This is a genomic window from Cognatishimia sp. MH4019, from assembly GCF_020177595.1.
In the GTDB taxonomy this organism is placed as follows: Bacteria; Pseudomonadota; Alphaproteobacteria; order Rhodobacterales; family Rhodobacteraceae; genus JAHTBL01.
The window spans coordinates 388472-411243 of record NZ_JAHTBL010000002.1 but is presented as its reverse complement, the minus strand read 5'-3'; the positions used below and the strand labels follow the sequence as shown (position 1 = coordinate 411243).

General features: G+C 57.7%; 28 protein-coding genes. 12 read left to right on the top strand and 16 right to left on the bottom strand.

Annotation, left to right across the window (positions count from 1 at the left end):
- Positions 1-5 precede the first annotated feature (5 nt).
- The 9 genes from KUW67_RS05245 (at position 6) to KUW67_RS05205 (ending at position 9046) form a co-directional block, all read left to right on the top strand.
- Entirely contained in the window at positions 6-389 is a 384-nt protein-coding gene (locus KUW67_RS05245; protein WP_224824225.1) for a hypothetical protein, read from the top strand.
- Positions 390-392: 3 nt separating this feature from the next.
- Complete coding sequence (locus KUW67_RS05240; protein ID WP_224824224.1) at positions 393-959, top strand: MotE family protein; 567 nt, start codon at positions 393-395, stop codon at positions 957-959.
- A gap of 56 nt (positions 960-1015) precedes the next feature.
- Positions 1016-1885 carry a flagellar motor stator protein MotA gene (motA, locus tag KUW67_RS05235; RefSeq protein WP_224824223.1) on the top strand — a complete coding sequence of 290 codons (870 nt, stop codon included), beginning with the start codon at positions 1016-1018 and terminating at the stop codon, positions 1883-1885.
- Positions 1882-3942, top strand: a complete 2061-nt coding sequence (locus KUW67_RS05230) for a hypothetical protein (RefSeq protein WP_224824222.1) — start codon at positions 1882-1884, stop codon at positions 3940-3942. Before motA ends, KUW67_RS05230 begins: the two co-directional genes overlap by 4 nt.
- Before the next feature lie 72 nt (positions 3943-4014).
- Positions 4015-4737 carry a transglycosylase SLT domain-containing protein gene (locus KUW67_RS05225; RefSeq protein ID WP_224824221.1) on the top strand — a complete coding sequence of 241 codons (723 nt, stop codon included), beginning with the start codon at positions 4015-4017 and terminating at the stop codon, positions 4735-4737.
- Between the two features lie 61 nt (positions 4738-4798).
- Positions 4799-6820, top strand: a complete 2022-nt coding sequence (flhA, locus tag KUW67_RS05220) for a flagellar biosynthesis protein FlhA (protein WP_255596737.1) — start codon at positions 4799-4801, stop codon at positions 6818-6820.
- Complete coding sequence (locus KUW67_RS05215) at positions 6817-7596, top strand: flagellar biosynthetic protein FliR (RefSeq protein WP_370634907.1); 780 nt, start codon at positions 6817-6819, stop codon at positions 7594-7596. Before flhA ends, KUW67_RS05215 begins: the two co-directional genes overlap by 4 nt.
- A complete protein-coding gene (locus KUW67_RS05210) occupies positions 7596-8678 on the top strand; it encodes a flagellar biosynthesis protein FlhB (protein WP_224824219.1) in 1083 nt (360 codons plus the stop codon). The genes KUW67_RS05215 and KUW67_RS05210 overlap by 1 nt, the downstream gene beginning before the upstream one ends.
- A complete protein-coding gene (locus KUW67_RS05205) occupies positions 8675-9046 on the top strand; it encodes a hypothetical protein (RefSeq protein ID WP_224824218.1) in 372 nt (123 codons plus the stop codon). Before KUW67_RS05210 ends, KUW67_RS05205 begins: the two co-directional genes overlap by 4 nt.
- Here the strand turns inward: KUW67_RS05205 and KUW67_RS05200 are convergent.
- The 9 genes from KUW67_RS05200 to KUW67_RS05160 are packed head-to-tail and all read right to left on the bottom strand — an operon-like array spanning position 9043 to position 13518.
- Entirely contained in the window at positions 9043-9510 is a 468-nt protein-coding gene (locus KUW67_RS05200) for a flagellar basal body-associated FliL family protein (protein WP_224824217.1), read from the bottom strand. The two genes, KUW67_RS05205 and KUW67_RS05200, sit on opposite strands and share 4 nt — an antisense overlap.
- A 9-nt stretch (positions 9511-9519) precedes the next feature.
- Complete coding sequence (flgH, locus tag KUW67_RS05195) at positions 9520-10242, bottom strand: flagellar basal body L-ring protein FlgH (RefSeq protein ID WP_224824216.1); 723 nt, start codon at positions 10240-10242, stop codon at positions 9520-9522.
- Positions 10243-10659 (bottom strand): flagellar basal body P-ring formation chaperone FlgA, encoded by a 417-nt coding sequence (gene flgA, locus KUW67_RS05190; RefSeq protein WP_224824215.1) that lies wholly within the window; start codon positions 10657-10659, stop codon positions 10243-10245. It lies immediately after the preceding gene.
- Positions 10656-11441 (bottom strand): flagellar basal-body rod protein FlgG, encoded by a 786-nt coding sequence (gene flgG, locus KUW67_RS05185; protein ID WP_224824214.1) that lies wholly within the window; start codon positions 11439-11441, stop codon positions 10656-10658. Before flgG ends, flgA begins: the two co-directional genes overlap by 4 nt.
- Positions 11442-11451: 10 nt before the next feature.
- Positions 11452-12162, bottom strand: coding sequence for a flagellar hook-basal body complex protein (locus KUW67_RS05180; protein ID WP_224824213.1), 711 nt, complete (start codon positions 12160-12162; stop codon positions 11452-11454).
- 3 nt (positions 12163-12165) lie between these two features.
- Positions 12166-12432, bottom strand: a complete 267-nt coding sequence (locus KUW67_RS05175; RefSeq protein WP_255596703.1) for a flagellar biosynthetic protein FliQ — start codon at positions 12430-12432, stop codon at positions 12166-12168.
- 4 nt (positions 12433-12436) lie between these two features.
- Positions 12437-12718 (bottom strand): flagellar hook-basal body complex protein FliE, encoded by a 282-nt coding sequence (gene fliE, locus KUW67_RS05170; protein ID WP_224824212.1) that lies wholly within the window; start codon positions 12716-12718, stop codon positions 12437-12439.
- Between the two features lie 11 nt (positions 12719-12729).
- The gene (gene flgC / locus KUW67_RS05165) at positions 12730-13122 is read right to left on the bottom strand and encodes a flagellar basal body rod protein FlgC (protein WP_224824211.1); all 393 of its coding nucleotides are present in this window, start codon (positions 13120-13122) and stop codon (positions 12730-12732) included.
- Positions 13123-13134: 12 nt separating this feature from the next.
- Complete coding sequence (locus tag KUW67_RS05160) at positions 13135-13518, bottom strand: FlgB family protein (protein ID WP_224824210.1); 384 nt, start codon at positions 13516-13518, stop codon at positions 13135-13137.
- An 85-nt stretch (positions 13519-13603) separates the two neighbouring features.
- Here KUW67_RS05160 and KUW67_RS05155 point away from each other — a divergent pair, with 85 nt between their 5' ends.
- Positions 13604-14950: a FliI/YscN family ATPase gene (locus KUW67_RS05155; RefSeq protein ID WP_224824209.1), complete on the top strand. Its 1347-nt coding sequence runs from the start codon at positions 13604-13606 to the stop codon at positions 14948-14950.
- 52 nt (positions 14951-15002) lie between these two features.
- Here KUW67_RS05155 and KUW67_RS05150 read toward each other — a convergent pair whose 3' ends face one another.
- The 6 genes from KUW67_RS05150 to KUW67_RS05125 all read right to left on the bottom strand — a co-directional run bounded on the left by KUW67_RS05150 (position 15003) and on the right by KUW67_RS05125 (position 18972).
- Positions 15003-15797, bottom strand: a complete 795-nt coding sequence (locus tag KUW67_RS05150) for a DUF1217 domain-containing protein (protein ID WP_224824208.1) — start codon at positions 15795-15797, stop codon at positions 15003-15005.
- Positions 15794-16198 carry a flagellar biosynthesis repressor FlbT gene (flbT, locus tag KUW67_RS05145; protein WP_224824207.1) on the bottom strand — a complete coding sequence of 135 codons (405 nt, stop codon included), beginning with the start codon at positions 16196-16198 and terminating at the stop codon, positions 15794-15796. Before flbT ends, KUW67_RS05150 begins: the two co-directional genes overlap by 4 nt.
- 1 nt (position 16199) lies before the next feature.
- The gene (gene flaF / locus KUW67_RS05140; protein WP_224824206.1) at positions 16200-16571 is read right to left on the bottom strand and encodes a flagellar biosynthesis regulator FlaF; all 372 of its coding nucleotides are present in this window, start codon (positions 16569-16571) and stop codon (positions 16200-16202) included.
- An 89-nt stretch (positions 16572-16660) separates the two neighbouring features.
- Positions 16661-18160: a flagellin gene (locus tag KUW67_RS05135; RefSeq protein ID WP_224824205.1), complete on the bottom strand. Its 1500-nt coding sequence runs from the start codon at positions 18158-18160 to the stop codon at positions 16661-16663.
- Positions 18161-18367: 207 nt separating this feature from the next.
- The gene (locus KUW67_RS05130) at positions 18368-18703 is read right to left on the bottom strand and encodes a hypothetical protein (RefSeq protein WP_224824204.1); all 336 of its coding nucleotides are present in this window, start codon (positions 18701-18703) and stop codon (positions 18368-18370) included.
- On the bottom strand, positions 18700-18972 hold the full coding sequence (locus KUW67_RS05125; RefSeq protein WP_224824203.1) for a rod-binding protein: 273 nt from the start codon (positions 18970-18972) through the stop codon (positions 18700-18702). The genes KUW67_RS05130 and KUW67_RS05125 overlap by 4 nt, the downstream gene beginning before the upstream one ends.
- Before the next feature lie 117 nt (positions 18973-19089).
- Here KUW67_RS05125 and KUW67_RS05120 point away from each other — a divergent pair, with 117 nt between their 5' ends.
- Both KUW67_RS05120 and KUW67_RS05115 read left to right on the top strand, forming a co-directional pair.
- The gene (locus tag KUW67_RS05120; RefSeq protein ID WP_224824202.1) at positions 19090-20565 is read left to right on the top strand and encodes a flagellar hook-length control protein FliK; all 1476 of its coding nucleotides are present in this window, start codon (positions 19090-19092) and stop codon (positions 20563-20565) included.
- Positions 20566-20575: 10 nt separating this feature from the next.
- Positions 20576-21244 (top strand): flagellar hook capping FlgD N-terminal domain-containing protein, encoded by a 669-nt coding sequence (locus tag KUW67_RS05115; RefSeq protein ID WP_224824201.1) that lies wholly within the window; start codon positions 20576-20578, stop codon positions 21242-21244.
- Here KUW67_RS05115 and ubiB read toward each other — a convergent pair.
- Positions 21241-22770 (bottom strand): 2-polyprenylphenol 6-hydroxylase, encoded by a 1530-nt coding sequence (ubiB, locus tag KUW67_RS05110; RefSeq protein WP_224824200.1) that lies wholly within the window; start codon positions 22768-22770, stop codon positions 21241-21243. The two genes, KUW67_RS05115 and ubiB, sit on opposite strands and share 4 nt — an antisense overlap.
- Between the last annotated feature and the right edge of the window lie 2 nt (positions 22771-22772).

The following is a 22772-nucleotide window of genomic DNA, read 5'->3' as shown; positions in this document are numbered from 1 at the left end:
GTAGAATGACCCTCATCGCGGATGCTTTATTGATCGCGGGCGCGCTGGGCGCCACGCTGTACTGCCTGGTTCTGGCGCGCAAGCTGAACAAGTTTAACGACCTTGAGAAAGGCGTCGGCGGGGCTGTTGCGGTGATGTCGGCACAGGTGGATGACATGACCAGAACGCTTAGCCAGGCGGAGGCTGCGGCGCAAAGATCCGCATCGGATCTGGAGGCGGCCACCACGCGGGCCGAGGCTGCGGTCACCCGGCTTGAGCTGCTTTTGGCGTCTCTGCATGACTTGCCCGAACAGCCCGCCCCTGCGCCCATGGCGGCTCCTTCTCCGGTGAACGAGACCTCGCCTCCGCCCACTGCGTTTGTGCGGCATCGTGAAAGAAGCGGGGTTTAGGCAATGGCAAAAAGATTGAAGTCCCGTCCGCGGGTCCTGTTGATCCTATGTTTCCTGCTGCTTGGTTCTGCGCTGATCCGGGGTGTTGAAATTGCAGGCCCTGCAATCGCCGCCGTTTCAGAAAGAGCTGACGATACTCCGCCAGAGCCGGTCGCTGGAAACCCCGAAGAAGACGCCCTTTTGGCTGCTTTGCTTGAACGGGATGCAATCCTCAAGGATCGCGAACAAAAGCTGGAAGAGCGTCTTGCGATGCTGAATATCGCCGAGGCCGAATTGACCGCCATGATCGACGCCTTGGATGCGGCAGAGGCCAAGCTGGCCGCGACCATCGCCTTGTCCGAGACCGCCTCGAGCGACGATATCGCCTTGCTCACCAAAGTGTATCAGCAAATGAAGCCAAAGGATGCAGCGGCGGTCTTTGAACAGATGACACCCGAGTTTGCCGCCGGATTTCTGGGGGCGATGAAGCCGGACGGCGCCGCAGCCGTACTATCAGGTCTGTCTCCTGAAAAAGCCTATGCGATCAGCGTCTTGCTGGCTGGGCGCAATGCGAAAGCCCCCGCCGAATAGAGACGGTTTCTTAACAGGTTTCTGAAAGTCTGGCCGCAACGCAATGGAGGCGAGTCATGATTAGCATTATTGGCATTGTGATGATTTTTGTCATGGTTTTCGGCGGCTATCTGGCCGCTGGTGGCAAAATGTCGATTATCATCAAGTCATTGCCATATGAGATGGCGATTATCGGTGGTTCGGCCGTTGGGGCTTTTCTGCTCGCCAATGATCTCCCCGCAGTCAAGAGGACGGTCAAAGACCTTGGCAAGGTATTCAAGGGACCGATCTGGCAAGCAAATGACTACCGGGATCTGCTGTGTCTTTTGTTCGAATTGATCCGGCTTGCCCGCTCCAACCCGGTTGGGTTGGAAGAGCATATCGAGGATCCTCAAGCATCGACGATCTTTGGAAAATATCCCAAGATCCAGAAGGATCATGAAGCGATTGATCTGATTTGCGATACGCTGCGATCCGCCTCGATGAATTATGATGATCCACATCAGGTCGAGGAGGTGCTGGAAAAGCGCATGGATGCAAATCTACACCATTCGCTGCACTCCAGCCATGCTTTGCAGTCTATGGCCGACGCGCTGCCCGCGCTTGGGATCGTCGCGGCTGTTCTGGGTGTAATCAAAACGATGGGGTCGATCGACCAGCCCCCGGAAATTCTGGGTAAATTGATCGGCGGCGCACTTGTTGGAACGTTTCTTGGTGTGTTCCTCGCCTATGGGATCGTGGGGCCTTTTTCGGGCAAGGTGAAATCGGTCATCGAAGAAGATAGCCATTTCTATATGCTGATCCGCGAAGTTCTGGTCGCAAATCTGCACAACCACGCGACAAATATTTGCATCGAAGTGGGCCGCCAGAACATGCCCCACCATCATCGTCCCTCTTTCACGGACCTTGATGACGCCCTGTCTGTCATCAAGAAAGAGATCGCATGAAGCTGATTTGGGCTCTTATTCTCAGCGCGCTGCCATTGGCTGCGCCAGCTGAACCGCTCAAGATCAAAGCGGCGGATCATGACGCGTTCTCCCGCGTCGTGTTCTACGGCCAGAAACCTGACGATTGGGCCGTGCTCAAAACGGCTTCGGGTTATCTTTTGCAGCAATCAAACGCCACTTTCGACACGTCCGAGGTTTTCCAACGCATGTCGAAGGCGCGTATTTCGGACTTGGTTGCGACCGATCAAGGTGTTTTTCTTCAAGTGGACTGCGACTGTCACGCCAACGCTTTCTTTCTTGAACCGGACTTGGTGGTTGTCGACATCAATGACGGTGTCAGCCTCGATCTTGGCCTGACCCGGTCTGCCCTTACGCCGCAACAACGCGCTGGCCTGCAAACAGCGATGTCAAAACCAGTGGTGAAGGACACTCCCGTCGATGTCGGCACCCTTCAAAGGGACAGCGAGTTGGCCGAAGCTGTCTCTTTGGCCGAAGCGCTCTTGATCGAACAATTGGGGCGTGCTGCAAGCCAGGGCCTGGCTTCGCCGCGCGAAGATGTGTTGTCGACCGATATTGATCAGATCACCCCGATGACGCCACGAGATCCTTCTGTTGAAAGTGATATCCTCTCAGCGACGACCGCGCTTGACTTCAAAGACCCTGAGTTTGAAGAGGTCACGCGCCAGGTTGCAGAATGTATCCCCGCTGATTGGCTTCCTTCCGCTGATTGGAGCCACGGCGATGATTTCACAACAGGTTTGGGTCTGCTCAGGTCCCAATTGGCAGACGCCACTGACACTGTTTCGCGCGCGCGCCAGCTGGCCCTGGCCCGCCATTACATTGCGCATGGCTTTACGCTGGAAGCAAAGCAGCTGATTTCCGCAGATATGTCCGACGAGGCTCAGCTTCTTAAACAGTTAACAGCACTTGTTGAACAATCGGAAATGCTGCGGCCATGGCCAAACACGCCCGAAGATTGCCCTGGAACATCCGCAATCTGGAGCATTCTGGCAGCGCCATCCAAGCAGATACCGGAGCCTTTGGGAAAGCAGGCCTTGCGCGTTTTCCCGCAAATGCCTCCTGATCTTGCACGGGTCATTGCACCCAAATTGATCGAGATTGCCTACATTGCGGACCAGCCGACACTGGCAGCAGATATGGCCGCGCAACTCAGATATCTCTTGGGTCCAGAAGGTGGCGATATCGCGCCGACGACCCCTCTTACGGCGTCCTCGAACAGCGTGGATCTTCTGAAACGCGCACGCAGTTCGGATGCCAGATCGCCCGAAGCTCTGATTGCATACGTGACACTTCAGTTCGCCAATCAGGCACCGCTTCCCGCAGATATTCCGGACCTGCTTGATGCCTATGCGTTCGAATCCCAAGGAACCCGGATTGCCCCACGCCTTGAACGCGCAAAACTGATGGCGGCTGCGATTGCGGGCGATTTCGCAATTCCGTTCACGGCGCAGGACACCATGAGAGATGACACTGAACTGCAGACTGGGGCCTATGCTCTTCTTGTTGCCAATGGCTCTGATATGCAGTTCCTGCGCTACGGATCGGACGTTGTTCCGACGCTTAATCCTGACCTGCAGCTGAAGATGGCACGTCGGATGAGCGATCTTGGGTTCTACGATATGGCGTTTGAATGGCTGCCCAATAACATGGCTCCCGAAACACGCCTTCAACGGGCTCAGGTCTTTCTGGAAAGCGGGCGATTTGAAGACGCGTTAACCGAACTGGCGGGTCAATCCGATCTGGCGGCGAAAGAACTTCGCGCAACGCTCCATCTGAGGCAGAAATCATATGGCTCAGCGGCTCGGGCGTTTTCAGCAGCGGAACTGACTGAACCTGCGTTACGCGCGGTGCTTCTCGCCAACGATCCGGCCTTGATTGCAGAGCATTGGACCGCAGAACAAACTGATCTGCTGACCAGCCCTCTTCCTGTAACCACGGATGAGCTGGTTCTGTCGAAGGATCGCGACTTGATCGAACTGACCCGACAAAAATCGGCATCCTTGAAAAAAGCACTCGCCGCCTTCGCCTCTCCATAGGCGCGATCTTGGTTACCAAATCTAAAGACCCGCTCCCTAATCTCACGAAAGAGCAGCAGAAGGCGCTTTTTTGTGATTCCTTTCCGACCCAATTTTCTTGTCGTTATCTTCCTGATCATGACATTCGCCCCAAGGATCGCGACGGCTGAGGCTGATATGTGTCGGCAGGCCGCGCATGTTGCTTCGCAGCAGATCGGTGTCCCGGTCTCGGTGCTTTGGGCGATTAGCCTGACCGAGACGGGTCGAAAGAAAAACGGCGCGTTTCAGCCTTGGCCATGGACGGTCAACATGGAAGGCAAAGGCGTTTGGTTCGACACGGATGAAGAGGCGCGCGCCTATGTTTTCAAGCATTACAAGCGCGGTGCACGCAGCTTTGATGTTGGGTGTTTTCAGATAAACTACAAATGGCACGGCCAGAGTTTCGCGTCGATCGAAGAGATGTTCGACCCCGTCCCAAACGCTTTATATGCTGCGAAATTCCTGACCGATCTTTACAACGAACTCGGCGATTGGAGCAAAGCGGCAGGCGCTTATCATTCGCGCACCGAAAAATACGCAAGCAAGTACCGCAAGCGGTTTGATACGTTTCGCGCCGCTTATGTTGAGCAGGCGCCAGAAACACCGATCCCGCCGGTTCAAACCCCTTCGGTCGAACTCGCAGCACGTCAGACGACGCCTGCGCGCGAGAACCACTTCCCGCTTTTAAGACAGTCTACAGGCTCTGGCGTCCTGGGCTCACTTGTTCCGTTGGCGCAGGACTCAGCAAAGCCGTTCTTTGGCCAACCGCGAGGATGACCGGGTGAAACTGACCCTCGACACAGTCTTCCAGCCGACAATTCTTTTGGCGCTCGCGCTGATGGCGGTCATCCTGATGATGATCCTGCCGATGCCGGCCTGGGTGCTCGACATTGGTCTTGCGGGATCCTTCGCGCTCGCAATTCTTATCTTCACGATCACTCTTTTCATCGAGCGTCCGTTGGATTTCTCGGTCTTCCCGACGGTTCTCTTGGCGTCACTGATGTTGCGGCTGTCGATGAACGTTTCCTCCACCAAGCTCATCATCGGGGAAGGCCACACAGGCACCAACGCTGCAGGGGATGTGATCGAGGCATTTGCGAACTTCATCATGGGCGGCAGCGTCCTGATGGGCCTTGTGGTGTTTGGCGTTTTGCTGATCGTGAACTTCATCGTCATCACCAAGGGTGCCGCCCGCATGGCAGAGGTGGGCGCCCGCTTCGCGTTGGATGGCATGCCGGGCAAGCAGCTTGCGATTGATGCCGACATGTCCGCAGGGGCTATCGACCATGCAGAAGCAAAAGCCCGCCGCGAGACAGAACAGGCTGAAACGACATTCTTCGGCTCACTCGACGGTGCGTCGAAATTCGTGAAGGGAGATGCGGTTGCAGGTCTTTTGATCACCTTGCTGAACATGGTGATGGGATTGGTGATTGGCGTGACCTTACATGGGATGCCGCTTGGGACAGCCTTTGAAACCTATGCCATCCTCACCGTGGGTGACGGGCTGGTCACGCAGATCCCGGCAGTCATCATCTCGATCGCATCGGCGTTGCTGCTGGCGCGCGGCGGTGCCAAAGGAACCGCCGATCTGGCATTGGTCGGCCAACTGGGCCGCTACCCTCCTGCGCTTGCGACGGTTGCGGTTCTGATGGCCGTCTTTGCCTTCGTCCCTGGCCTGCCTTTCGTGCCATTTATGTTTGGCGGCCTTGTCCTGGGGGCTTGCGCGGTCAAGGTCTATCGCGCCCAGGCCAAAGCCGAAATCCTGATTGAAGAGGCCCCGCAGGACTTGAAAGAAGAGGCACAAAGTCTTGGTGACATCCTCGATCTGGACGACATCCACGTCGAATTTGCGCCAGACCTTATCAACATGGTGCTGGACCCTGCGACTGGCCTTGATGCGCGGATCGCAAATATGCGGGTGCATGTCGCGACACATTTCGGGCTGATCCTGCCCGATATTCGCCTGACCGACGATCCGTCGCTGCCCGTTGGGCATTACGCCGTCAAAATCCAAGGTGTGAAACAAGCTGAAGATCGGCTGATCCCATCGCGCGTGTTGGCCATTGGCGGTGAACCTGACCAACTGCCCGATGGAGAGGATGTGAGCGAACCTGTCTATCAGGCCCCCGCGCGCTGGGTGTCACCGGATGATCAGGATGATCTCGCGCTAAGCGGAATTACGACTGTGACCCCGACCGAGGTTCTTGCAACGCATCTTCTTGAGATTATCAAAAGCAACTTCTCGCGGCTGTTGTCGCTCAAAGCCTTGCGACGGCTGTTGGACGAGATGGTTAACCTCTCCGATCAAAAACGCTCGGAAGCGAACCGCAAGATTATTGATGAGCTGATGCCTGACAAGGTTTCCCCGGATCTTTTGCTATCGGTCCTGCGTCTTTTGCTGGAGGAGCGTGTGTCGATCCGAAATTTGCCGTTGATCCTCGAAGCGACAGCCGAGGCGCGCACGGTTTACCCCACCGCCGAGGCGATTTGCGAGCATGTGCGCCAGCGGCTTGGCTTTCAGATGATTGCAGAGCTGCGTCGGGCCGATGGCACAATCCCTCTGATCCAGCTCGCCCCGGAATGGGAAGAAACCTTTGCCACCTATACGCTGGACGCCGAACGCAACCCCGGTGACGTCGCCCTGCCGCCATCCGACTTCAACCGTCTTGCAACTGGCGTGGCCGAAAAGCTCGCGAAAGCAAGCGAAACAGGTCTCTACCCGGCCATCGTCACATCCGTGCGGCGGCGTCGTTTTCTGCGCACGGTCATGGTCGCAAAAGGGATCACGAACCCCGTTCTGTCTTTTGATGAAATCGGAACCGATGCACGCCCGTCACTTGTCGGGCTTGTAGCGGGGTGATCGAAAGCCTTGATACAATCGCGGGGCTGTCGCGTGATCTGCTTTGGATCAGCTTCGTGGTTTTCCTGCGTGTCGGTGCCATGATGTCGCTCATGCCCGGCTTCGGAGAGCAAAGCGTGCCTCAGCGTATTCGGCTGGTCCTCGCCTTCGGGTTTACCTTGATTGTCATTCCGGCCCTGATCACGGAAATCCCCGCGCAAACCAGCCTGCAACCGCTCGATATCTTGCGCATCATGTTTGTCGAAGTACTGGCCGGGCTCGCGCTTGGTATTGCCGTCCGCTTGTTTGTTCTTGCGTTGCAAACCTCGGCAGCTATCGCGGCGCAATCGACGTCGCTTTCGCAAGTCTTCGGCGGCGTTGGGGTCGATCCACAACCGGCGATCGGTAGCATTCTTCTGGTCTCCGGCCTTGCGATTGCGGTCATGTCCGGCCTGCATCTGCAAGCGGTCAAACTGATCCTGCTCTCTTACCAGATCATGCCCAGCGGTGCATTTCCCGTCGCGTCAGACCTCAGCGCCTGGGGGCTTGAGCAAGTAACCCATGCTTTCGCGCTGGCCTTTACGCTTGCTGCACCCTTCGTGATCGCCTCGCTCATTTACAATGTGGCGCTGGGCGTCATCAACAAAGCTATGCCGCAACTGATGGTCGCTTTTGTCGGCGCACCTGCAATCACGGCGGGCGGCATGATGCTGATGGTGATCGCGATCCCGATTATGCTCAGCATCTGGGTGGATGATCTGGGTAAATTCTTTCTGACCCCGTTCGGGGGCCTGTGATGAGCGAAGACGAAAGTGGCGAAAAGCAACACGAACCCACGCAGAAAAAGCTCGATGATGCGCGTAAGAAGGGCGAGGTTCCCAGATCGACCGATCTCAACACAGCCGCCGCGTATGGTGGCTTCCTGATTGTTGCGATTGCCCTTGGTGCGGCCCTCTTAGCGGATACCGGCACCGCTCTGATGATCCTGATCGACCGCTCGAACGAGCTGTCTCAGCTCATATTTGAAAGTCCTGCGGCCCCCGTCGTGGGCGGCGCAATGCTCAGCATCGGGGGCTCGCTTCTGCCTTGGTTCGGCCTGCCAGCGGTGGCCGTTCTTGTCACGATCATCGCACAGCGTAGCTTCGTTGTGACGCCGGACAAGCTGATACCGAAGGCGTCTCGCATCTCGATCCTGTCGAACGCCAAGAACAAATTTGGACGTTCGGGCCTGTTCGAGTTTGCGAAAAGTACCGCCAAGCTCATCATCTACTCCGTTCTGCTGGGCGTCTTCTTGATGGTTAATCTGAACGATATCGTCAGCACGATTTACTTGTCTCCGGCCATGGCGTTGTCGTTGCTGGCAAGCCTGACGGTCAAATTCCTGGCGGTGGTCTTGATGATTTCGCTGGCCATCGGGGGCATCGACTTTTTCTGGCAGCGCTATGATCATATGATGAAAAACCGGATGTCGCACGAGGATCTCAAGAACGAGGTTAAATCCTCTGAAGGCGATCCGCAGATGAAACAACAGCGACGTCAGCGCGGGTATGAAATCGCGATGAATCAGATGTTGGCTGATGTGCCGAAAGCCGATGTTGTCATCGTGAACCCTACCCATTACGCCGTTGCATTGAGTTGGAGCCGTCAGGCCGGTGCCGCCCCCGTGGTCGTCGCGAAAGGCGTGGACGAAATCGCAGCGCGCATCCGTGAAACCGCGACCGAGGCGAATGTGGCAATCCATTCCGATCCGCCAACCGCCCGCGCGATTTTCGCGACGATTGAGATCGGGCAAGAAGTCATGCCCGAGCATTACAAACCGGTCGCCGCCGCGATCCGTTTTGCAGACGCCCTGCGCGGAAAGGCGAAGAAAACCCAATGAGTGAACGGATCAAGAAGCTGCAACAGCTGAAGGCGCTTGCACATCTCATCCGCACGGCGGAGGAGGCGAAGTTGGCTGAAGCACGGTTCGCAGAGAAGGCGGTTCAGGACAAGATTGTGTCGCTGCGCGAGGATCGAAAGACTGAATGCGCGGCGGCGCCAGACCCCCGTAATGCCTATGCTCTTGAGGCTTGGCTGGGCTGGTCGTCGGCTCAGATCGAGGCCGAACAGGCCCGGCAAGCCCGGCAGCGCGCTCAGGTCGAGATGCGGCTTTCAGACTTCAAAAAGGCCTTCGGGAGGGCTTCGGCAATTGATGAATTGCTTGAACGTGAACGCCGTGCGGATAAGCAAAAGCGTTCTCGCACCTAGCTGTCCTGGCGAACGATATCTGTGATCAAAACGTCTTTGACGGATGGGCCAAGGCTTTCGACCGCGACAGTTGTTAACGCATGACGCAATGTATCCATCGACGAAGAGTTGGTGAACGCGCCATCGAAACCGCCGATATTGGCATGGTCAAACATCACCTGTAGAAACGCATCCCGCAGACGCGGTTCGCGCGCGTAAACGGCTTCACGTTCGCCCAACTTGACCTCGACCGTCAACGCGAGAACGACGAGGGAAATCACGCGACCTTCTGCGATGACCGGGATCACAAACTGATTGTTCAGCTTGACGTATTCGACGTCGCTTGGTTCCTCGGGTTCGGCTTCTTTCGGTGTCGCGACCTCTTCGGTTGCGATTGGTTCGGGCTCGGGCATCATCAGTTTTCCGCCGAAAATACCCGCCCCCGCGCCCAAAGCGAGCATCAGAATCGGGAGGATCTTACCCATCTTCGCCTCCTAGAATGGCAGGAAGATATCGGCCACTTGCTGACCATATCTTGGTTGCTGCACATCTGTGATCTGCCCGCGGCCGCCATAAGAAATTCGGGCGGAGGCAATTTTGTCAGACGTAATTTCGTTCTGGCGCGAGATATCTTCGGGGCGCACGAACCCGCTGACCAGAAGCTCGCGCAACTCGAAATTTACGCGCACTTCCTGCGATCCTTCGATCGCCAGAACGCCGTTCGGCATCACGTCGACGATGGTCGCGGCGACGCGCAACGTAAGCTTCTCGCGCCGTTTGACAGACCCATCGCCACCTGAGTTGCTGGACGAGCTTAGGTCCACCGCACTTCCCAAAGACGCACCTTCGGGTAGCTTTGGATCGAACCGCTGAGGGATGCCCAGAAGGTTCGGGATCTCCATTGACTCACTGCCTTTGCGGCTGCGTTTGGAAGAATTCGAAATCTCTGCCTTTTCATCGATCTCGATCACGACAGTCAGAATATCGCCGCGCCGCACCGCGCGTCGATCTCCCAGAAGCGACTGGCGACCACCATCCCAAAGCGACGCTTGATCGAGCGGACTTTCAGGTTCTGCACGCATCGGCAGACCGGGGGTAAGCATCGCAAGGCTTTCAGTATTGCTTTGCACCGGCGTGAATTTCGGCGCTTGGCCGATGTTTTCGACGCGGGCGCAACCCGCGATCACCAGCGCGCAGATCAAAAGGGATTTGTGCATTTATTGTCCAATCTCGATGTGACCGTCAGCCGTGACGGTGCCGTTAACTGTGCTGCGTGATGAAAGGTTCATTGCCCGGACGATGTCGCCTGCGGCCCCCCGCTCCAACGCGCGTCCATCAGTTGAAATTTTCAGACCACTGCGATTGAAGATCAGGGTGACGGTCTGGTTGCGTTCGACCAGAGCCGGGGCTGCTAGGTCGTCTGTCAGGATTGGCCGGCCTGCATAAAGCACGACGCGCGCTTCGCGCCCGATGGCCTGCGACAACGCGTTGAGCGTGCCGGGCAATGCGCCTTCCTTCAGCACAATATCGTCTGCCGTGATCACAGATTGGCTGCGCACGGTGCGCGTCGCGAAAACCGTATCCGCCGCGACGGGCGCTGCCATCAGGCAGAGGAAGATCACGAGATGTCTCACCGAATTTGCGTTGTCGCGGAAAGCATCTGATCGGCTGCCGTGATGACCTTGGCATTCAACTCATAGCCGCGCTGGGCTTCGATCAGATCGGTCACTTCCTTGACCGCATCGACAGAGCTGTCCTCAAGATAGCCTTGCCGCACGATGCCCAACCCTTCTTCTCCAGGCGTGCCGACTGTCGCGGGGCCAGAGGCGGAGGTTTCAAGAAACAGGTTACTGCCCATCGCCTCTAATCCCTTGGGGTTCGCAAAACCGGCAAGGGTGAACTGGCCCAAAAGCTCCGCCTCGACCCGGTCGTTAAAATAGGCGTACACCTCGCCATCGGCGTTGATCGAAATGCTTCGGGCGTCGTTGGGAACGGTGATCTCCGGGGCCACGGAATGGCCATCGGATGTCACGATCAACCCATCGGCAGAGCGTTTGAGCGCCCCGTCGCGCGTATATCCCGACAAGCCCGAAGGCAGCGTGACCTCAAGATAGCCCTGCCCCTCAATCGCGATGTCCAGATCGCCGCCAGAGACGGAAAGCGCGCCTTGCGCAAGGTTAACGGAAACCGCCGTCGGTCGGACACCAAGGCCAAGTTGCACGCCCGCAGGCAGCACCGATCCGCTGGATGAACTGATCGTTCCGGGGCGGCTTTGTTGTTGGTAATGCAAGTCGGCAAACTCGGCACGGCGGGCGTTATACCCGGTCGTATTCATGTTCGCGAGGTTGTTGGAAATCACCTCAACCCGCATCTGCTGGGCGGTCATACCGGTGGCTGCAATTTTCAGGGCGCGCATGGCGAACCTCCTATCGGCCTACGAGTTTCTGGACAGAGCGGAGCCGCTCATCCTCTTTCTCAAGAAATTTCTGGCCCAGCTCGTAAGAGCGTTGAACCTCGATCATGCGGGCAATCTCGGTAACCGGATCGACGTTGGATCCTTCCAGAAATCCTTGAAGCATCGTGCCGCCAATCAGCGGCTCGGTCCCATTGGTCGCCTCGAACATCGTGCTGCCGACGCGTTGCAATCCCGCAGGGTCGGCGGTGAAAAGACCAAGTTGCGAGATGGGTTCGCCATCGGCGCTCATCGTGCCATCGGCGGCGATGCTGATGCTTGTCGCACCGGGCGGGACGAAAACGGGTGCCCCACCGGCATCCAGAACGCGGAAGCCTTCCGGCGTCACCAGATCACCTTCGCCATTCGACATGAAATGCCCGGCGCGGGTCAGCCTCTCGCCATCGGGGGTTTCAATCATAAAATACCCATCGCCTTCGATGGCCAGATCAAGCGGCCCGCCGGTCTTCTCGAATCCGCCTTGGCGGGTGTCCACATGATGCCCCCCGGCCTGCGCCATGGACAGCGATGGGACCTCGCCCAGATCAGTGACATGTTCCGAAAACACAACGCCTTCGCGCCGAAACCCGGTGGTCGAGGCGTTGGCGATGTTATTGGCGACCGACTGCATTTCGCGCATCAGGCCGGATTGGCGGGTCAGGGTGGTGTAGCTGGCGTTCTCCATCGTTCAGACCCCCGCAATCAGGGGAACAAGCTGGTTCTGAAAGAATGACACCAGCGTTTCCGACATGAAGCCCATCGTCATCCAGAAAACGACGACGATTGCGCCCAGTTTTGGCACGAAGGTCAGGGTCATTTCCTGCACGGATGTCAGCGCTTGAAACAGGCCGACAAAAAGGCCGGTGATCAAAGCCACCGTCAGGATCGGGATCGACACGATCACCGAAATCCAAAGCGCCTGCCGCAAAGTGTCGTAGAAAAGCACGTCATCCATGATGCTACACCGGCATCCTGAGGATTTCCTGATAAGCCTCGACCACCTTGTTGCGCACGGTCACAGCTGTCTCGACAGCCAGTTCGGTCTGCGCCAAAGCCTCCACCAACGCGTGGGGATCAGCGCCGCCGGCCATCGCTGCTTTTGCGGTGGCTTCGCCCTCCTGTAAGGTCGCGGCGAAGGATTTGGCCGCGTCTTTCAGCGCGCCGCCTGCATCCCCGCCGGGGGTTAGCGCGGGTTTCGTCGCGGCGTAGCCTTGGGCCGCAAATGAGGATCGGATGTCCATTCTGGTCTCCTTTATTTGCGCAGCAGTTCAAGCAGTTTCGACGACATTTTGCGCGTCTGCTCGAACATCTTGAGGTTCGCCTCATAGCTGCGTTGCGCCTCGCGGGCGTCTGCAATCTCGACCACCAGATCGACATTCGATCCATCGTAGTAGCCGTCTTCATTCGACATCGGGTGGGCGGGGTCGAAGATCCGGGCAAGCTCCGTTCGGTCCAGCGATATGCCGGCCGAGCGCACCTCTCCGGTCTTCGCCCCGTCTTTCGTCACCTGCTCGAAATTCATCACCTTGCGCCGGTAACCCGGCGTGTCGGTGTTCGCGATATTCTCGGACACATGACGCAACCGGGTAGATTGCGCACGCATCCCGCTGACTGCGGTTTGCAGGGAGTTGGAGAAATCACTCATGCCATGCGCCCCTTACCGCCGCCCAAGGCTGGCGCGCAGAATGTCGAGCGACGATTTGTAGATCGTCATTGCCCGGCTGTGCTGCCGCTCTGCTTCGATGGATTTGAACATTTCGCTTTCAAGCGAGACGGAGTTGCCATTTGGCGAAAGCCCCGACTGATCGCCCAAAATGATAGAGGCCGCCGTGGTGCGCGAACCGGTCTCAAGATGGCTGCCACGGGTCGACTTCATACCGCCCTGCGCATCACCGCTTGGCATTGCAAAAGCGGTCACATCCTTAGTGCGATAGCCGGGCGTGTCGGCATTTGCGATGTTTTCCGCAACGACCGATTGGCGCTGCGCCGCGTGGCGCGCCATCGCTCCGGCAGAGCGGAAAATCTCAAGATTATCAAACATCGGGGCTTCTCCCTCGAACTTTCTCAACCAAGGCTTAACCCTGATTCCTTTAGAAAGGGTTTCAACGCGCCAAAGGAGTTCCCTCGTGACCCACCCTGATCTCAGTTGCCTGTCGCAACGGCTCTCCCGGTCTGTGCCGTCCCGGCGCATTGGGCGCGTCGAACATTTCGAAAAAGGGTTGCTGCGTGTGTCGGGCCTGAACGATGTCGCGGCCTTGGGCGATCGCCTGGATGTGCGCGGCCCGTCACTGGCCGCAATCGGGGGGGAGGTGATCAGCCTTGCCGAAGACACATTAACCATGTTGCCCGAACGCCCGCTGGGCGGTGTCGTGACCGGGATGCAGCTGCGTCACCTTGATCCGCTGCAGGTAGCCCCTCACAAAAGCTGGCTTGGTCGGGTGATTGATCCGAACGGATACCCTTTGGATGGCCGCGCTTTGATGCCCGGGTCGAATACTTGCCCGATCCACGCAGCTCCACCGCTGCCGGCAACGCGAGGGGGATTCGGCAAACGTCTGGAATCCGGGATTGCTGCCTTCAATACATTCCTTCCAATTGTGGAAGGCCAGCGAATTGGCCTTTTCGCAGGCTCCGGCGTCGGAAAGACCTCTCTTTTGGGTGATCTAGCGAAGGGCTTGGAAAGCGACATTTGCGTCATTGCCCTGATCGGAGAGCGCGGGCGCGAGCTGCGGGATTTCGTCGACCGGGTTTTGGGGCCGGATGGCATGTCGCGTACGATCATCGTGGCTGCGACCTCTGACAGCTCGCCCTTGCTACGCCGCCAATGCGCGTGGACCGCAGTCGCCGTGGCTGAGTTCTTTCGCAATCAGGGCCAGCATGTTTTGTTCCTGGCCGATAGCCTGACGCGCTTTGCCGAAGCGCACCGCGAAATCGCGCTCGCCTCGGGGGAGCCTGCAAGTCTGCGCGGCTACCCTCCTTCGACGGCGCATATGCTCATGTCTCTTTGCGAGCGCCTTGGGCCGGGTGGTTTGGACGAAGGTCATATTACGGCCGTGCTTTCGGTTCTTGTTGCCGGATCAGACATGGATGAACCCATTGCAGACATCGTGCGTGGTGTTCTGGATGGCCATGTTGTTCTGGATCGCAAGATCGCTGAAAGGGGGCGGTTTCCAGCCATTGATCTGTTGCGGTCCGTTTCGCGAAGCCTGCCAGATGCTGCGACCGCTAGCGAAAATGCATTGCTTACCCGTGGGCGCGCCTTGGCTGGTGCCTATGCGTCTGCCGAAATGATGGTTCAGGCGGGCTTATATGCCCCCGGTACCGACCCACTTGTCGATGCGGCGGTGCAAAGCCATCAAAGCCTCGATAACTTCATGAGCATGCGCGCGACGGTCTCGGACAGTTTTGACGCCCTGCGAATTGCTATCGAAGCGAAGGGGGATGTCGGTGCCGGGGACCTTCCAGATGGCTAGGCTGGAGATGGCGAGGTGTAAGCAGGATCCTCTATTCACCGGCGTGTTTAGCTTACAAGTTGCTGAGCAATGTCAAAGCAATTGAGGTAGAAGACTGAAAGGACTGACCCTGCGCGATCTGGCTGCGCAGCAAAAAAGTCTCAACTAAGTCGTCTCGCGTGTCCTCGGATGCAAAAATCGCCGGATCGCTTGATCCAAAAAGCCGCTCTGCACTGTCTTTGAACAGGCTTAATTGCTGGTCCAGATCCAATTGCGTGGATCCCGTTGGCATATTCAATGCGGTTTCGAAAACCTGACGCAGCGGTGGATTGCCCATAATCGAAAACCATTTCGTATTCTCGCTGCTGGATTGCGCGACAATGTCAGACAGGTCCCGATCCAGATTGAGCGCGAGGCGAAGGTCATCATCCTGCGCGCCAACTGCAACCTCGAACTGGCGGGAATGAAACTGATCAACGATCTCTTTGGCGAATCCATCAGCCTGGTTCAGCGGAACTGCATTATCGCCAAACCCAAACGCCTCGGACAGGGCCAGATAGCGCTTGTCTGCCAGCTTGTTGCCCAAAGCCTCGGGATCACTTGTCCCATCTTCGAGGATTTTTTGAACGAAATACTTGTTGCCAATATCGCCTTCCAGCCCGAACGCGCCCAAAGCAACGTTTAAAAGTCGCCGGTCTGCGACAAGCTCTTTCGCGCTGGTCACGTCACCGATCTTTTCCTGAAAGTAGTCCACATCTCGTTTCACGCTGGGGCTATTCTCAAACACCTCTCGCTGTGTTTCCATCGTGCGATTGAGGAAGTTCCAGCCTGCAAGGCCGGACAGCGGAAGGACCGGTTGAAAGCTCATGCGAACGAGGCGGACAAAAGCCGGTCTTCTCGCGGAAGCAAACTGCGCAAGGCTTTCAGCGCTTTGTAGTAATCCTCGTCAAGCACTGCGTCCGTTGCCAGCGCCATGCAGGCGCGGCTGTCATGATCAGTCAGCGCAAGGCTGAGCTGTTCGATGCCGCGCAGCAGTTGATGTTTGGCATCTGCCGGATTGGCATCGCCTGACAGAACCAGCTGGGCGATATAGCAAACCCGGCGCACCGGCGTCTTTGCATCTTCAGGATGGATTGCATCCCGCAGCCTCAGGATATTGGCATTTGGCGTCATCACGGCAAGCCGGCTTCGACGGTCCCCGTTTTCGACAACGGCACCGTTGATAAGCACTCTTTCGCGAGGGCCGAGTTTTAAGACCAGTCCGGCCATATCAAATTCCTTTCGGCTTGAGGCCGCGCAGAATGGCGCTGTTGATGTCGATCAAAACCTCGACCTCGCCCTTTTGCTGCAGAACCTTGCTTGTGTGTTGAAAGACAAACTCAGCCAGATAGAAGATCTGGGCGCGCACGTCTTTGGGAAGCTGGTTGTCATCGTCTGACACGTCGGCGGCCAGAACTGTCCAAAGGCGCCGGTTGTCATGAAGGGCGCGAACCAGACCGGCGAAAGATGCGGCGGCGCTTGTCGTGCTGGCCTTCAATCGGCCAGTGATTTTGGCGATTGCGTCGTATTCGGTGCCGCGTGGTGTGCGGACAGAGGTGGCGGTCACGGAATAGGCGGACTGTGCCATTTGTGGTGCTGTCACGGGGGATTCCTTCCCTTGAGCATAAGCTCGATGTCGTGAAAATCTTGAGAAAGCGACGGGGCCAGAACAGGCTGGCCCCGCGCGTTATCTTACCGGAAGAGCGACAGAATCGACTGCGGTGCCTGGTTCGCGATGGAGAGCGACTGGGTGCCCAGCTGCTGCTGCACCTGCAGGGCTTGCAGCCTTGCAGAGGCTTCCTCCATATCAGCATCAACCAGCGTGCCGATCCCCGTCTTCAGGGAGTCGGTCAGCTTGCTGATGAAATCAGACTGCGTCTCGATCCGACCTTGCGCCGAACCGAACGAGGCTGAGCTGTCGATGGCGTTCTGGATCAGGTTCTCGATATTGCTCAAAGCCGCATCGGCACCAGCATTGGTGCTGACATCAATGCCATCCAGCCCGAAAAGACCGCCCGACGCTTCGCCACCTGCACGACCGGCAATCGCAATAGCCTTCGCGGACGCGGTGTCATTGTCGACCTTGATCATCCAGTCGCCGCTGTCATTCTTGGCAACCTTCGTGGTGACACCTTCGATACCGCCTGCGTCAACGGCCGTCTTCAGCCCTTTTGCAACGTCCTCAAAGCTCTCGTTCTTGCCAGCGACATAGGTGAAGGTCTGATCACCAACGGTCAGCTTGTAGCCATCACCCTCATTCACAGCCGCCGAAGAGGAGAATGTGACATTCTCGGCCCGTTCCGGGATGGTTCCATTGGCAAGGGTGACATCACCTGCACCTGTGCCGTCTGTGGACAGCGTTGCGGTAACCTCAACCGGCTCGAATGCGCGGGTCGAGTTGACGGACACGACCGCACCCGAAACTGTGGCCTGAATACCTTCAAGTCCAAGGGCATTGATCCGCGCCGAAACCGCGCCAGCTGCCGCGTTCTCGTCGCCAGAAAGTTCGCCTGCACTGATGACAAGTGTCGTCCCGGCGACATCGAATGTGAAGCCCTCGTGGCTATAATCGGTATCTGCCGCAAAGGTCAGTGTCGCGGCATTCGCCGTGTTTGTCGCCGTTGCAGCGCTGCGTGTGCCGTTGCTGGACAAGTCGGTTTCCGTCGCGGCCCCGTAGGTGCCTGCACTGGTCGTCATGTCCGAACGCTGCACCTTGATGTTCTGCGCTTCGACAGATCCGTCGCCGCTGCGATCAAGCGAAGACAGGATGTTCACGTCATCCGTGCCTTTCAGCATGTTCAATCCGTTGAACTGCGCCGCATTCACAACCGACGAAATTTGGTTGCGCAGGGCAACGATATCCGTCTGGATCTTCTCGCGATCGACGTTTTCTTCTTGCGCGGCAACGACCTTTCCTTTGATCTGGGTCAGCAGATCGGTAACCGTTTCCGAACCCTGGCGGGCCACGGCGACGGTGGATTCGCCCAGCGACAGGCTTTCAGAGATCGCTTTGAAACCGTTCACATCCGATTCCATCACTTTCGAGATCGCCCAGACCGCTGCGTTGTCTTTCGCAGTCGCGATCGACTTACCGGTCGAGATTTCGTTCTGGGTTTTCGCCAGATCAGAGTTGATCGACTTCAGGGTTTGAAGCGCGACCATCGCACTGTTGTTCGTCAGAATACTAGACATTGGTGTCTATCCTTATGTTCTGGACGCTTTTGCGCCCGCTTCAAGAACCGGCGCGAAGCCGGAAATCTGCCGTTCTGACAATTGGTTAGCCCCGCCGGGCGGGGCACAGCATCCGTTTTGGCTGCTGGGTCACTATGAAGGGGAAAGTCCTAATAGAACTCTAAGCAAGCATTTGAACTTACTTAGGATTTTATTCGAAATCGCGGCTTAGGCCCGCGTTTCCAAATCGCGCCGCCGCGGTTGGCTCAAGGCTGCGCGTTCGCCATTGGCGGAGTATGTTTGCAGCGGTGCATGTGCTCCGCTGATCGCATTGATCCGGCGAATCGCACCGCGCAATCCGCGCATGGCAGCACCCAAAAGCGCATCGTTCTGATCAGCGGCAGAGCGCAGCCGCGTGCGCGCTGACGCATCAAGGCTGCGCATATTGGGGATCAACGCCTCCTTCTGCTTGCTGATATCTGCAAGGCCATGCAAATCGCCCCCCAAAAGCAGGTCACGTTCGCTTTCAAGAAGTCGGGTCATCTTTTGCTCAACTGCGGTCATTCTGAACGCTCCTTTAATGCGTTGAAAATCGTTTCAGACAATCCGATGCCGCCCGCGCGGACCATTTCCTTGGCTTGCGCGTCACGCAGGAACGAGCCGAACTGATCCTCCCCGATGCCCCCGCCAAAGACTTCGCGGGATTTGCCGACACCCGCTGATTTCAGCATCTCGGACAGAAAAGTTGCTTCAAGATCATCCGCCACCTTGCGAAGCCGCGCGGTGTGATCGGGGGGCGAAACCTTTGGGCCAAGTCCAATTGGTTCGGTCATTTTCGAATGCCTCAAATCGTCTGTATTTCGACGAGTCTTGCCGGACAGAGGTAAAGAAAATGGTAACGAAACCGCATCATAAGCGGGGTTGAAATACGGAAGAATTCCGGAGCAAAGATGCAATTACCTTTTCTGACCGAACATGCTGCAGCCGCGCATAAAGATGGCTCGCCTCCCCCTTCGAATGGCGGATCAGGGGCGGTGTTTGACGGCGCAGATACGGACGCAGTCTTCACCGTAGAATTAGCGGAGGCAGAGCTTGCGACAGGTGTGCCTGATCATCAGATCACCACGTCGGAGGGGCCTTCCGCGCCGACCTCCTCTGATCGGCTCGGGCTCGCGTGGGCGTCGCAGCCACAAGTGTCGAAGTCTTCTGAGATCGGGCATAGTGCGTTCGATACCGAAGTGCCGGAGCGCCACGTTGAGCGAGAGCGCGTTGCGGATAGAGTGCCGGTTCCGGTTGAAAAACTGCCGCTGGTTGTTTCGAAAGATAAAGCTGGCGCGCAGCCGATTTCAGGTGTGCAAATTAGGCCAGAGGCTGACCAGAAACCGCACTCCAAGATGCCTGAAAACCAAGCCGCGATGCCGGTGAGATTGGGGCATGCGATTGGATCAGACAGCCCGCCTACGCAGGCAGTGAGAGTCCCTTCCTCTGACCCGAAAATGGCTGGCGCTGTCGGCGAGGCCGAGGTGATCCTTGACGAGAAGCCGACCCGTGAGACGTCCTCGAAATCCGTTGCAGGTGCCAATAACAAGGCACCTTCCTGGGGCAAAACCCTGGAAGGGTCGCCTCACGGAAAACCTGCTGTTGAAACGCCGTCACAGCCGCGCAATTCTGACGTGCATACGTCTGGTCAAACCAATCCGCCGCCCGCGAAAGAGCTTGAGCAGACAGCGGCCCAAACGCAGACTGACGCGAAAGCAAAACACATGATGGCCGCTCCGAAAGAGGGTGACGCACCTGCTGAAACATCGTCGAAATCTAAAACAACAGATCCCATGAACGCGCGCCGCATAGCGGATGATCCACGCGCCCGCTCTCCCAAAAAAGCTGCTGTCCCCCAGCTTCAGGGCACCGAGCCTTTCAACGTCTCTGAAACCTTTTCGGCATCGGATGACATCATGGACCGGCAGGCAGGAACAGATCCGCTTCCGTTCACGGAAACCCGGCGCGCCGATGCGCCTTCGCCGCCATCGACACTGCGCCCTGACGTGCAGCGCGCGGTCATGGTGCAGCTTGCCCAGGCCCCGCTGAAACCGGACCAGCCGGTCGAGCTGCGCTTAGACCCGCAAGAGCTGGGGCAGGTGCGCATGGTGCTATCTTCGCAAGAACAAAGCCTGACCTTGGTGATGAGCGCAGAGCGCCCCGAAACGCTTGACCTGATGCGGCGCCATATCGACCAGTTGGCGCAGGAATTTCAAGAGATGGGCTATACCGATCTGAATTTCAGCTTCACCGAGCAGGATAGCGCCCCGGATGAACAGGGCGCCTCTGCTGAGCCGCAGACGATACCGTCTGACCTGCCGCTTCCCGAAATCGAAATTCAAATCCTCGCGCTGGGCTCATCCAGTGGCCTTGATATCCGCCTGTAGGAGACGCCCAATGGACATCACTCAAACCACGTCGCAAGCCACAAACCCCGTCGCCAGTACCGCGCCGGGGCCAAGCGAGAAAACCGTCATCAGCTCGGATTTCGAGACCTTCCTTAAAATGTTGACCGCTCAAATGGAAAATCAGGATCCGCTCAACCCGGTCGAATCGACGGATTACGCCACGCAGTTGGCCACGTTTTCGGGTGTTGAGCAGCAGGTGCAAACCAATGATCTGCTTAAATCCCTTGGCAGCCAGATGGGCGTCATGGGCATGGCGCAGCTTTCGGGCTGGGTCGGGATGGAGGGCCGCGCGCCGGTTTCCGTGCCGTTTGATGGCAGCCCGATCACCCTTGATCCGGTGCCGCGGAATGTGGCCGATCAGGCCTTTCTTGTGGTTCGGGATGCCACCGGTGCCGAAGTGCAGCGATCTGAAGTGGCGCTTGGCGGTGGCACGATGGATTGGGCCGGTGTCGGCCCCGATGGGGCGCCGCTGCCCTATGCCAGCTACAGTTTCGAGGTGGAAAATCATTCCCAAGGCGCCGTGATCGGTTCGGATCCGGTGGCGGTCTACGCCGAAATTCAGGAAGCGCGGATGGAAGACGGGCGCACGGTTCTGATCTTTGAAGGCGGCGCAAAGCTGGCCGCAGACGAGGTTACCGCGATCCGCAAAGGCAGCTAGAGCGACAGGGCTGCAAAGACCGAAACCCCTCCCACGACCAGACCCGTCATGGCCCAGAAAACAGGCCCCCAATCGCGGTTCGGGCGCGTATCCTCGGGCGGGTTGGCCTGACGGATCAATGCGGCCTCGGCCATTTGCGGCAGACGTGGACCAAAGCGCGCCAAGACCCGCGCGGTTTTTGCCAGATCAGACAGCAGCGCTTTTGGACCGATGCTCTCCTTGATGTAATCCTCAACAATCGGGCGGGCGACTTCCCAAATATTGATATGCGGGTTCAATGTCCGCGCGACGCCTTCCACGACGACCATCGTGCGTTGCAACAAGATCAGTTCGGTCCGGGTCTCCATCCCAAACCGCTCCGTCACTTCAAAGAGATATGTGAGCAGACGGGCCATCGAAATCCGTGTCGCGTCCATGCCGAAAATCGGCTCGCCGACCGCGCGCAAGGCGCGGGCAAATTCGTCGACATCCTTATCGGCTGGCACATAACCCGCCTCAAAGTGCACCTCGGCAACCCGCTTGTAATCCTTGCGAATGAAACCGAACAGAATCTCGGCATAGACCCGGCGTGTGTATTCATCGATCCGCCCCATGATCCCGAAATCATAGGCAAGGATATCGCCATTCGCTGCGATCTTCAGGTTCCCCTGATGCATGTCGCCATGGAAATATCCGTCACGCAGCGCATGGCTGAGGAACAGCTGCAAAATCCGCTCTCCAAGAACGCGTCGATCATGGCCTGCCGCATCAATCGCCACGACATCTCCGGCGGGGATGCCTTCGGCCCAGCCCAGCGTCATCACGCGCTTGGCGGACAGATCCCACTTCACCTCAGGAAGTTGAAACCCGACGTCATCTTTGGTGTTGGCCGCAAACTCCGCCGCGGCAGAGCTTTCAAGCCGCAAGTCCAGCTCGCCCATCACGACGCCCTCGAAATGCGTGATCACATCCATGGGCTTGAGACGCCGGGAAGAGGGTGAGAGCATCTCAACCATCTTCGCGGCCAGATAGAACGCGTCGATATCCTTGCGAAACGCACGCTCGATCTTCGGGCGGAGCACTTTCACAGCGACCTCTTCACCCGTCTCGATCAACGTCGCCTTGTGAACCTGCGCGATAGAGGCTGCGGCGACAGGCTCGCTAAAATTGGCGAAAATCTGATCCACCGGCACGGCCAACTCGCGCTCAATCTCGCGCTTGGCCTCGGACGCAGGGAAGGGGGGCAGCTTGTCCTGCAACACCCGCAATTGTAGCGCCAGATCATCGCCGACCACATCCGGGCGAGTCGACAGAATCTGGCCAAACTTGATGTAAGCGGGCCCAAGTGCTGTCAGTGCACGTGTCGCGGGTGGCATCGACGGATCGCCCTTCAGGCCCAGCCATTTGAACGGCCAGCCCAGAACGCGCGCCACAAGGCGCAAACCCGGCGGTGCTTGAAACGCGTCCAGCACGACACCCATCGCGCCCGTGCGCTCCAAAGTGGCGCCCGTGCGGATCAGACGCCAGATATTGTGCGGTCCACGCATCC

Bases quoted from the DNA above. Each gene is read 5' to 3' on its own strand.
- flbT (WP_224824207.1), bottom strand. From the start codon at position 16,198: ATGGCCGGACTGGTCTTAAAACTCGGCCCTCGCGAAAGAGTGCTTATC.
- flgG (WP_224824214.1), bottom strand. From the start codon at position 11,441: ATGCGCGCCCTGAAAATTGCAGCCACCGGTATGACCGCCCAGCAGATG.
- KUW67_RS05125 (WP_224824203.1), bottom strand. From the start codon at position 18,972: ATGACCGAACCAATTGGACTTGGCCCAAAGGTTTCGCCCCCCGATCAC.
- KUW67_RS05120 (WP_224824202.1), top strand. From the start codon at position 19,090: ATGCAATTACCTTTTCTGACCGAACATGCTGCAGCCGCGCATAAAGAT.
- motA (WP_224824223.1), top strand. From the start codon at position 1,016: ATGATTAGCATTATTGGCATTGTGATGATTTTTGTCATGGTTTTCGGC.
- KUW67_RS05200 (WP_224824217.1), bottom strand. From the start codon at position 9,510: ATGGGTAAGATCCTCCCGATTCTGATGCTCGCTTTGGGCGCGGGGGCG.
- KUW67_RS05205 (WP_224824218.1), top strand. From the start codon at position 8,675: ATGAGTGAACGGATCAAGAAGCTGCAACAGCTGAAGGCGCTTGCACAT.
- fliE (WP_224824212.1), bottom strand. From the start codon at position 12,718: ATGGACATCCGATCCTCATTTGCGGCCCAAGGCTACGCCGCGACGAAA.
- KUW67_RS05180 (WP_224824213.1), bottom strand. From the start codon at position 12,162: ATGGAGAACGCCAGCTACACCACCCTGACCCGCCAATCCGGCCTGATG.
- flgC (WP_224824211.1), bottom strand. From the start codon at position 13,122: ATGAGTGATTTCTCCAACTCCCTGCAAACCGCAGTCAGCGGGATGCGT.
- flgH (WP_224824216.1), bottom strand. From the start codon at position 10,242: ATGCACAAATCCCTTTTGATCTGCGCGCTGGTGATCGCGGGTTGCGCC.
- KUW67_RS05245 (WP_224824225.1), top strand. From the start codon at position 6: ATGACCCTCATCGCGGATGCTTTATTGATCGCGGGCGCGCTGGGCGCC.
- KUW67_RS05210 (WP_224824219.1), top strand. From the start codon at position 7,596: ATGAGCGAAGACGAAAGTGGCGAAAAGCAACACGAACCCACGCAGAAA.
- KUW67_RS05115 (WP_224824201.1), top strand. From the start codon at position 20,576: ATGGACATCACTCAAACCACGTCGCAAGCCACAAACCCCGTCGCCAGT.
- KUW67_RS05160 (WP_224824210.1), bottom strand. From the start codon at position 13,518: ATGTTTGATAATCTTGAGATTTTCCGCTCTGCCGGAGCGATGGCGCGC.
- KUW67_RS05150 (WP_224824208.1), bottom strand. From the start codon at position 15,797: ATGAGCTTTCAACCGGTCCTTCCGCTGTCCGGCCTTGCAGGCTGGAAC.
- KUW67_RS05135 (WP_224824205.1), bottom strand. From the start codon at position 18,160: ATGTCTAGTATTCTGACGAACAACAGTGCGATGGTCGCGCTTCAAACC.
- KUW67_RS05240 (WP_224824224.1), top strand. From the start codon at position 393: ATGGCAAAAAGATTGAAGTCCCGTCCGCGGGTCCTGTTGATCCTATGT.
- KUW67_RS05130 (WP_224824204.1), bottom strand. From the start codon at position 18,703: ATGACCGCAGTTGAGCAAAAGATGACCCGACTTCTTGAAAGCGAACGT.
- KUW67_RS05175 (WP_255596703.1), bottom strand. From the start codon at position 12,432: ATGGATGACGTGCTTTTCTACGACACTTTGCGGCAGGCGCTTTGGATT.
- ubiB (WP_224824200.1), bottom strand. From the start codon at position 22,770: ATGCGTGGACCGCACAATATCTGGCGTCTGATCCGCACGGGCGCCACT.
- flhA (WP_255596737.1), top strand. From the start codon at position 4,799: ATGGCGGTCATCCTGATGATGATCCTGCCGATGCCGGCCTGGGTGCTC.
- KUW67_RS05230 (WP_224824222.1), top strand. From the start codon at position 1,882: ATGAAGCTGATTTGGGCTCTTATTCTCAGCGCGCTGCCATTGGCTGCG.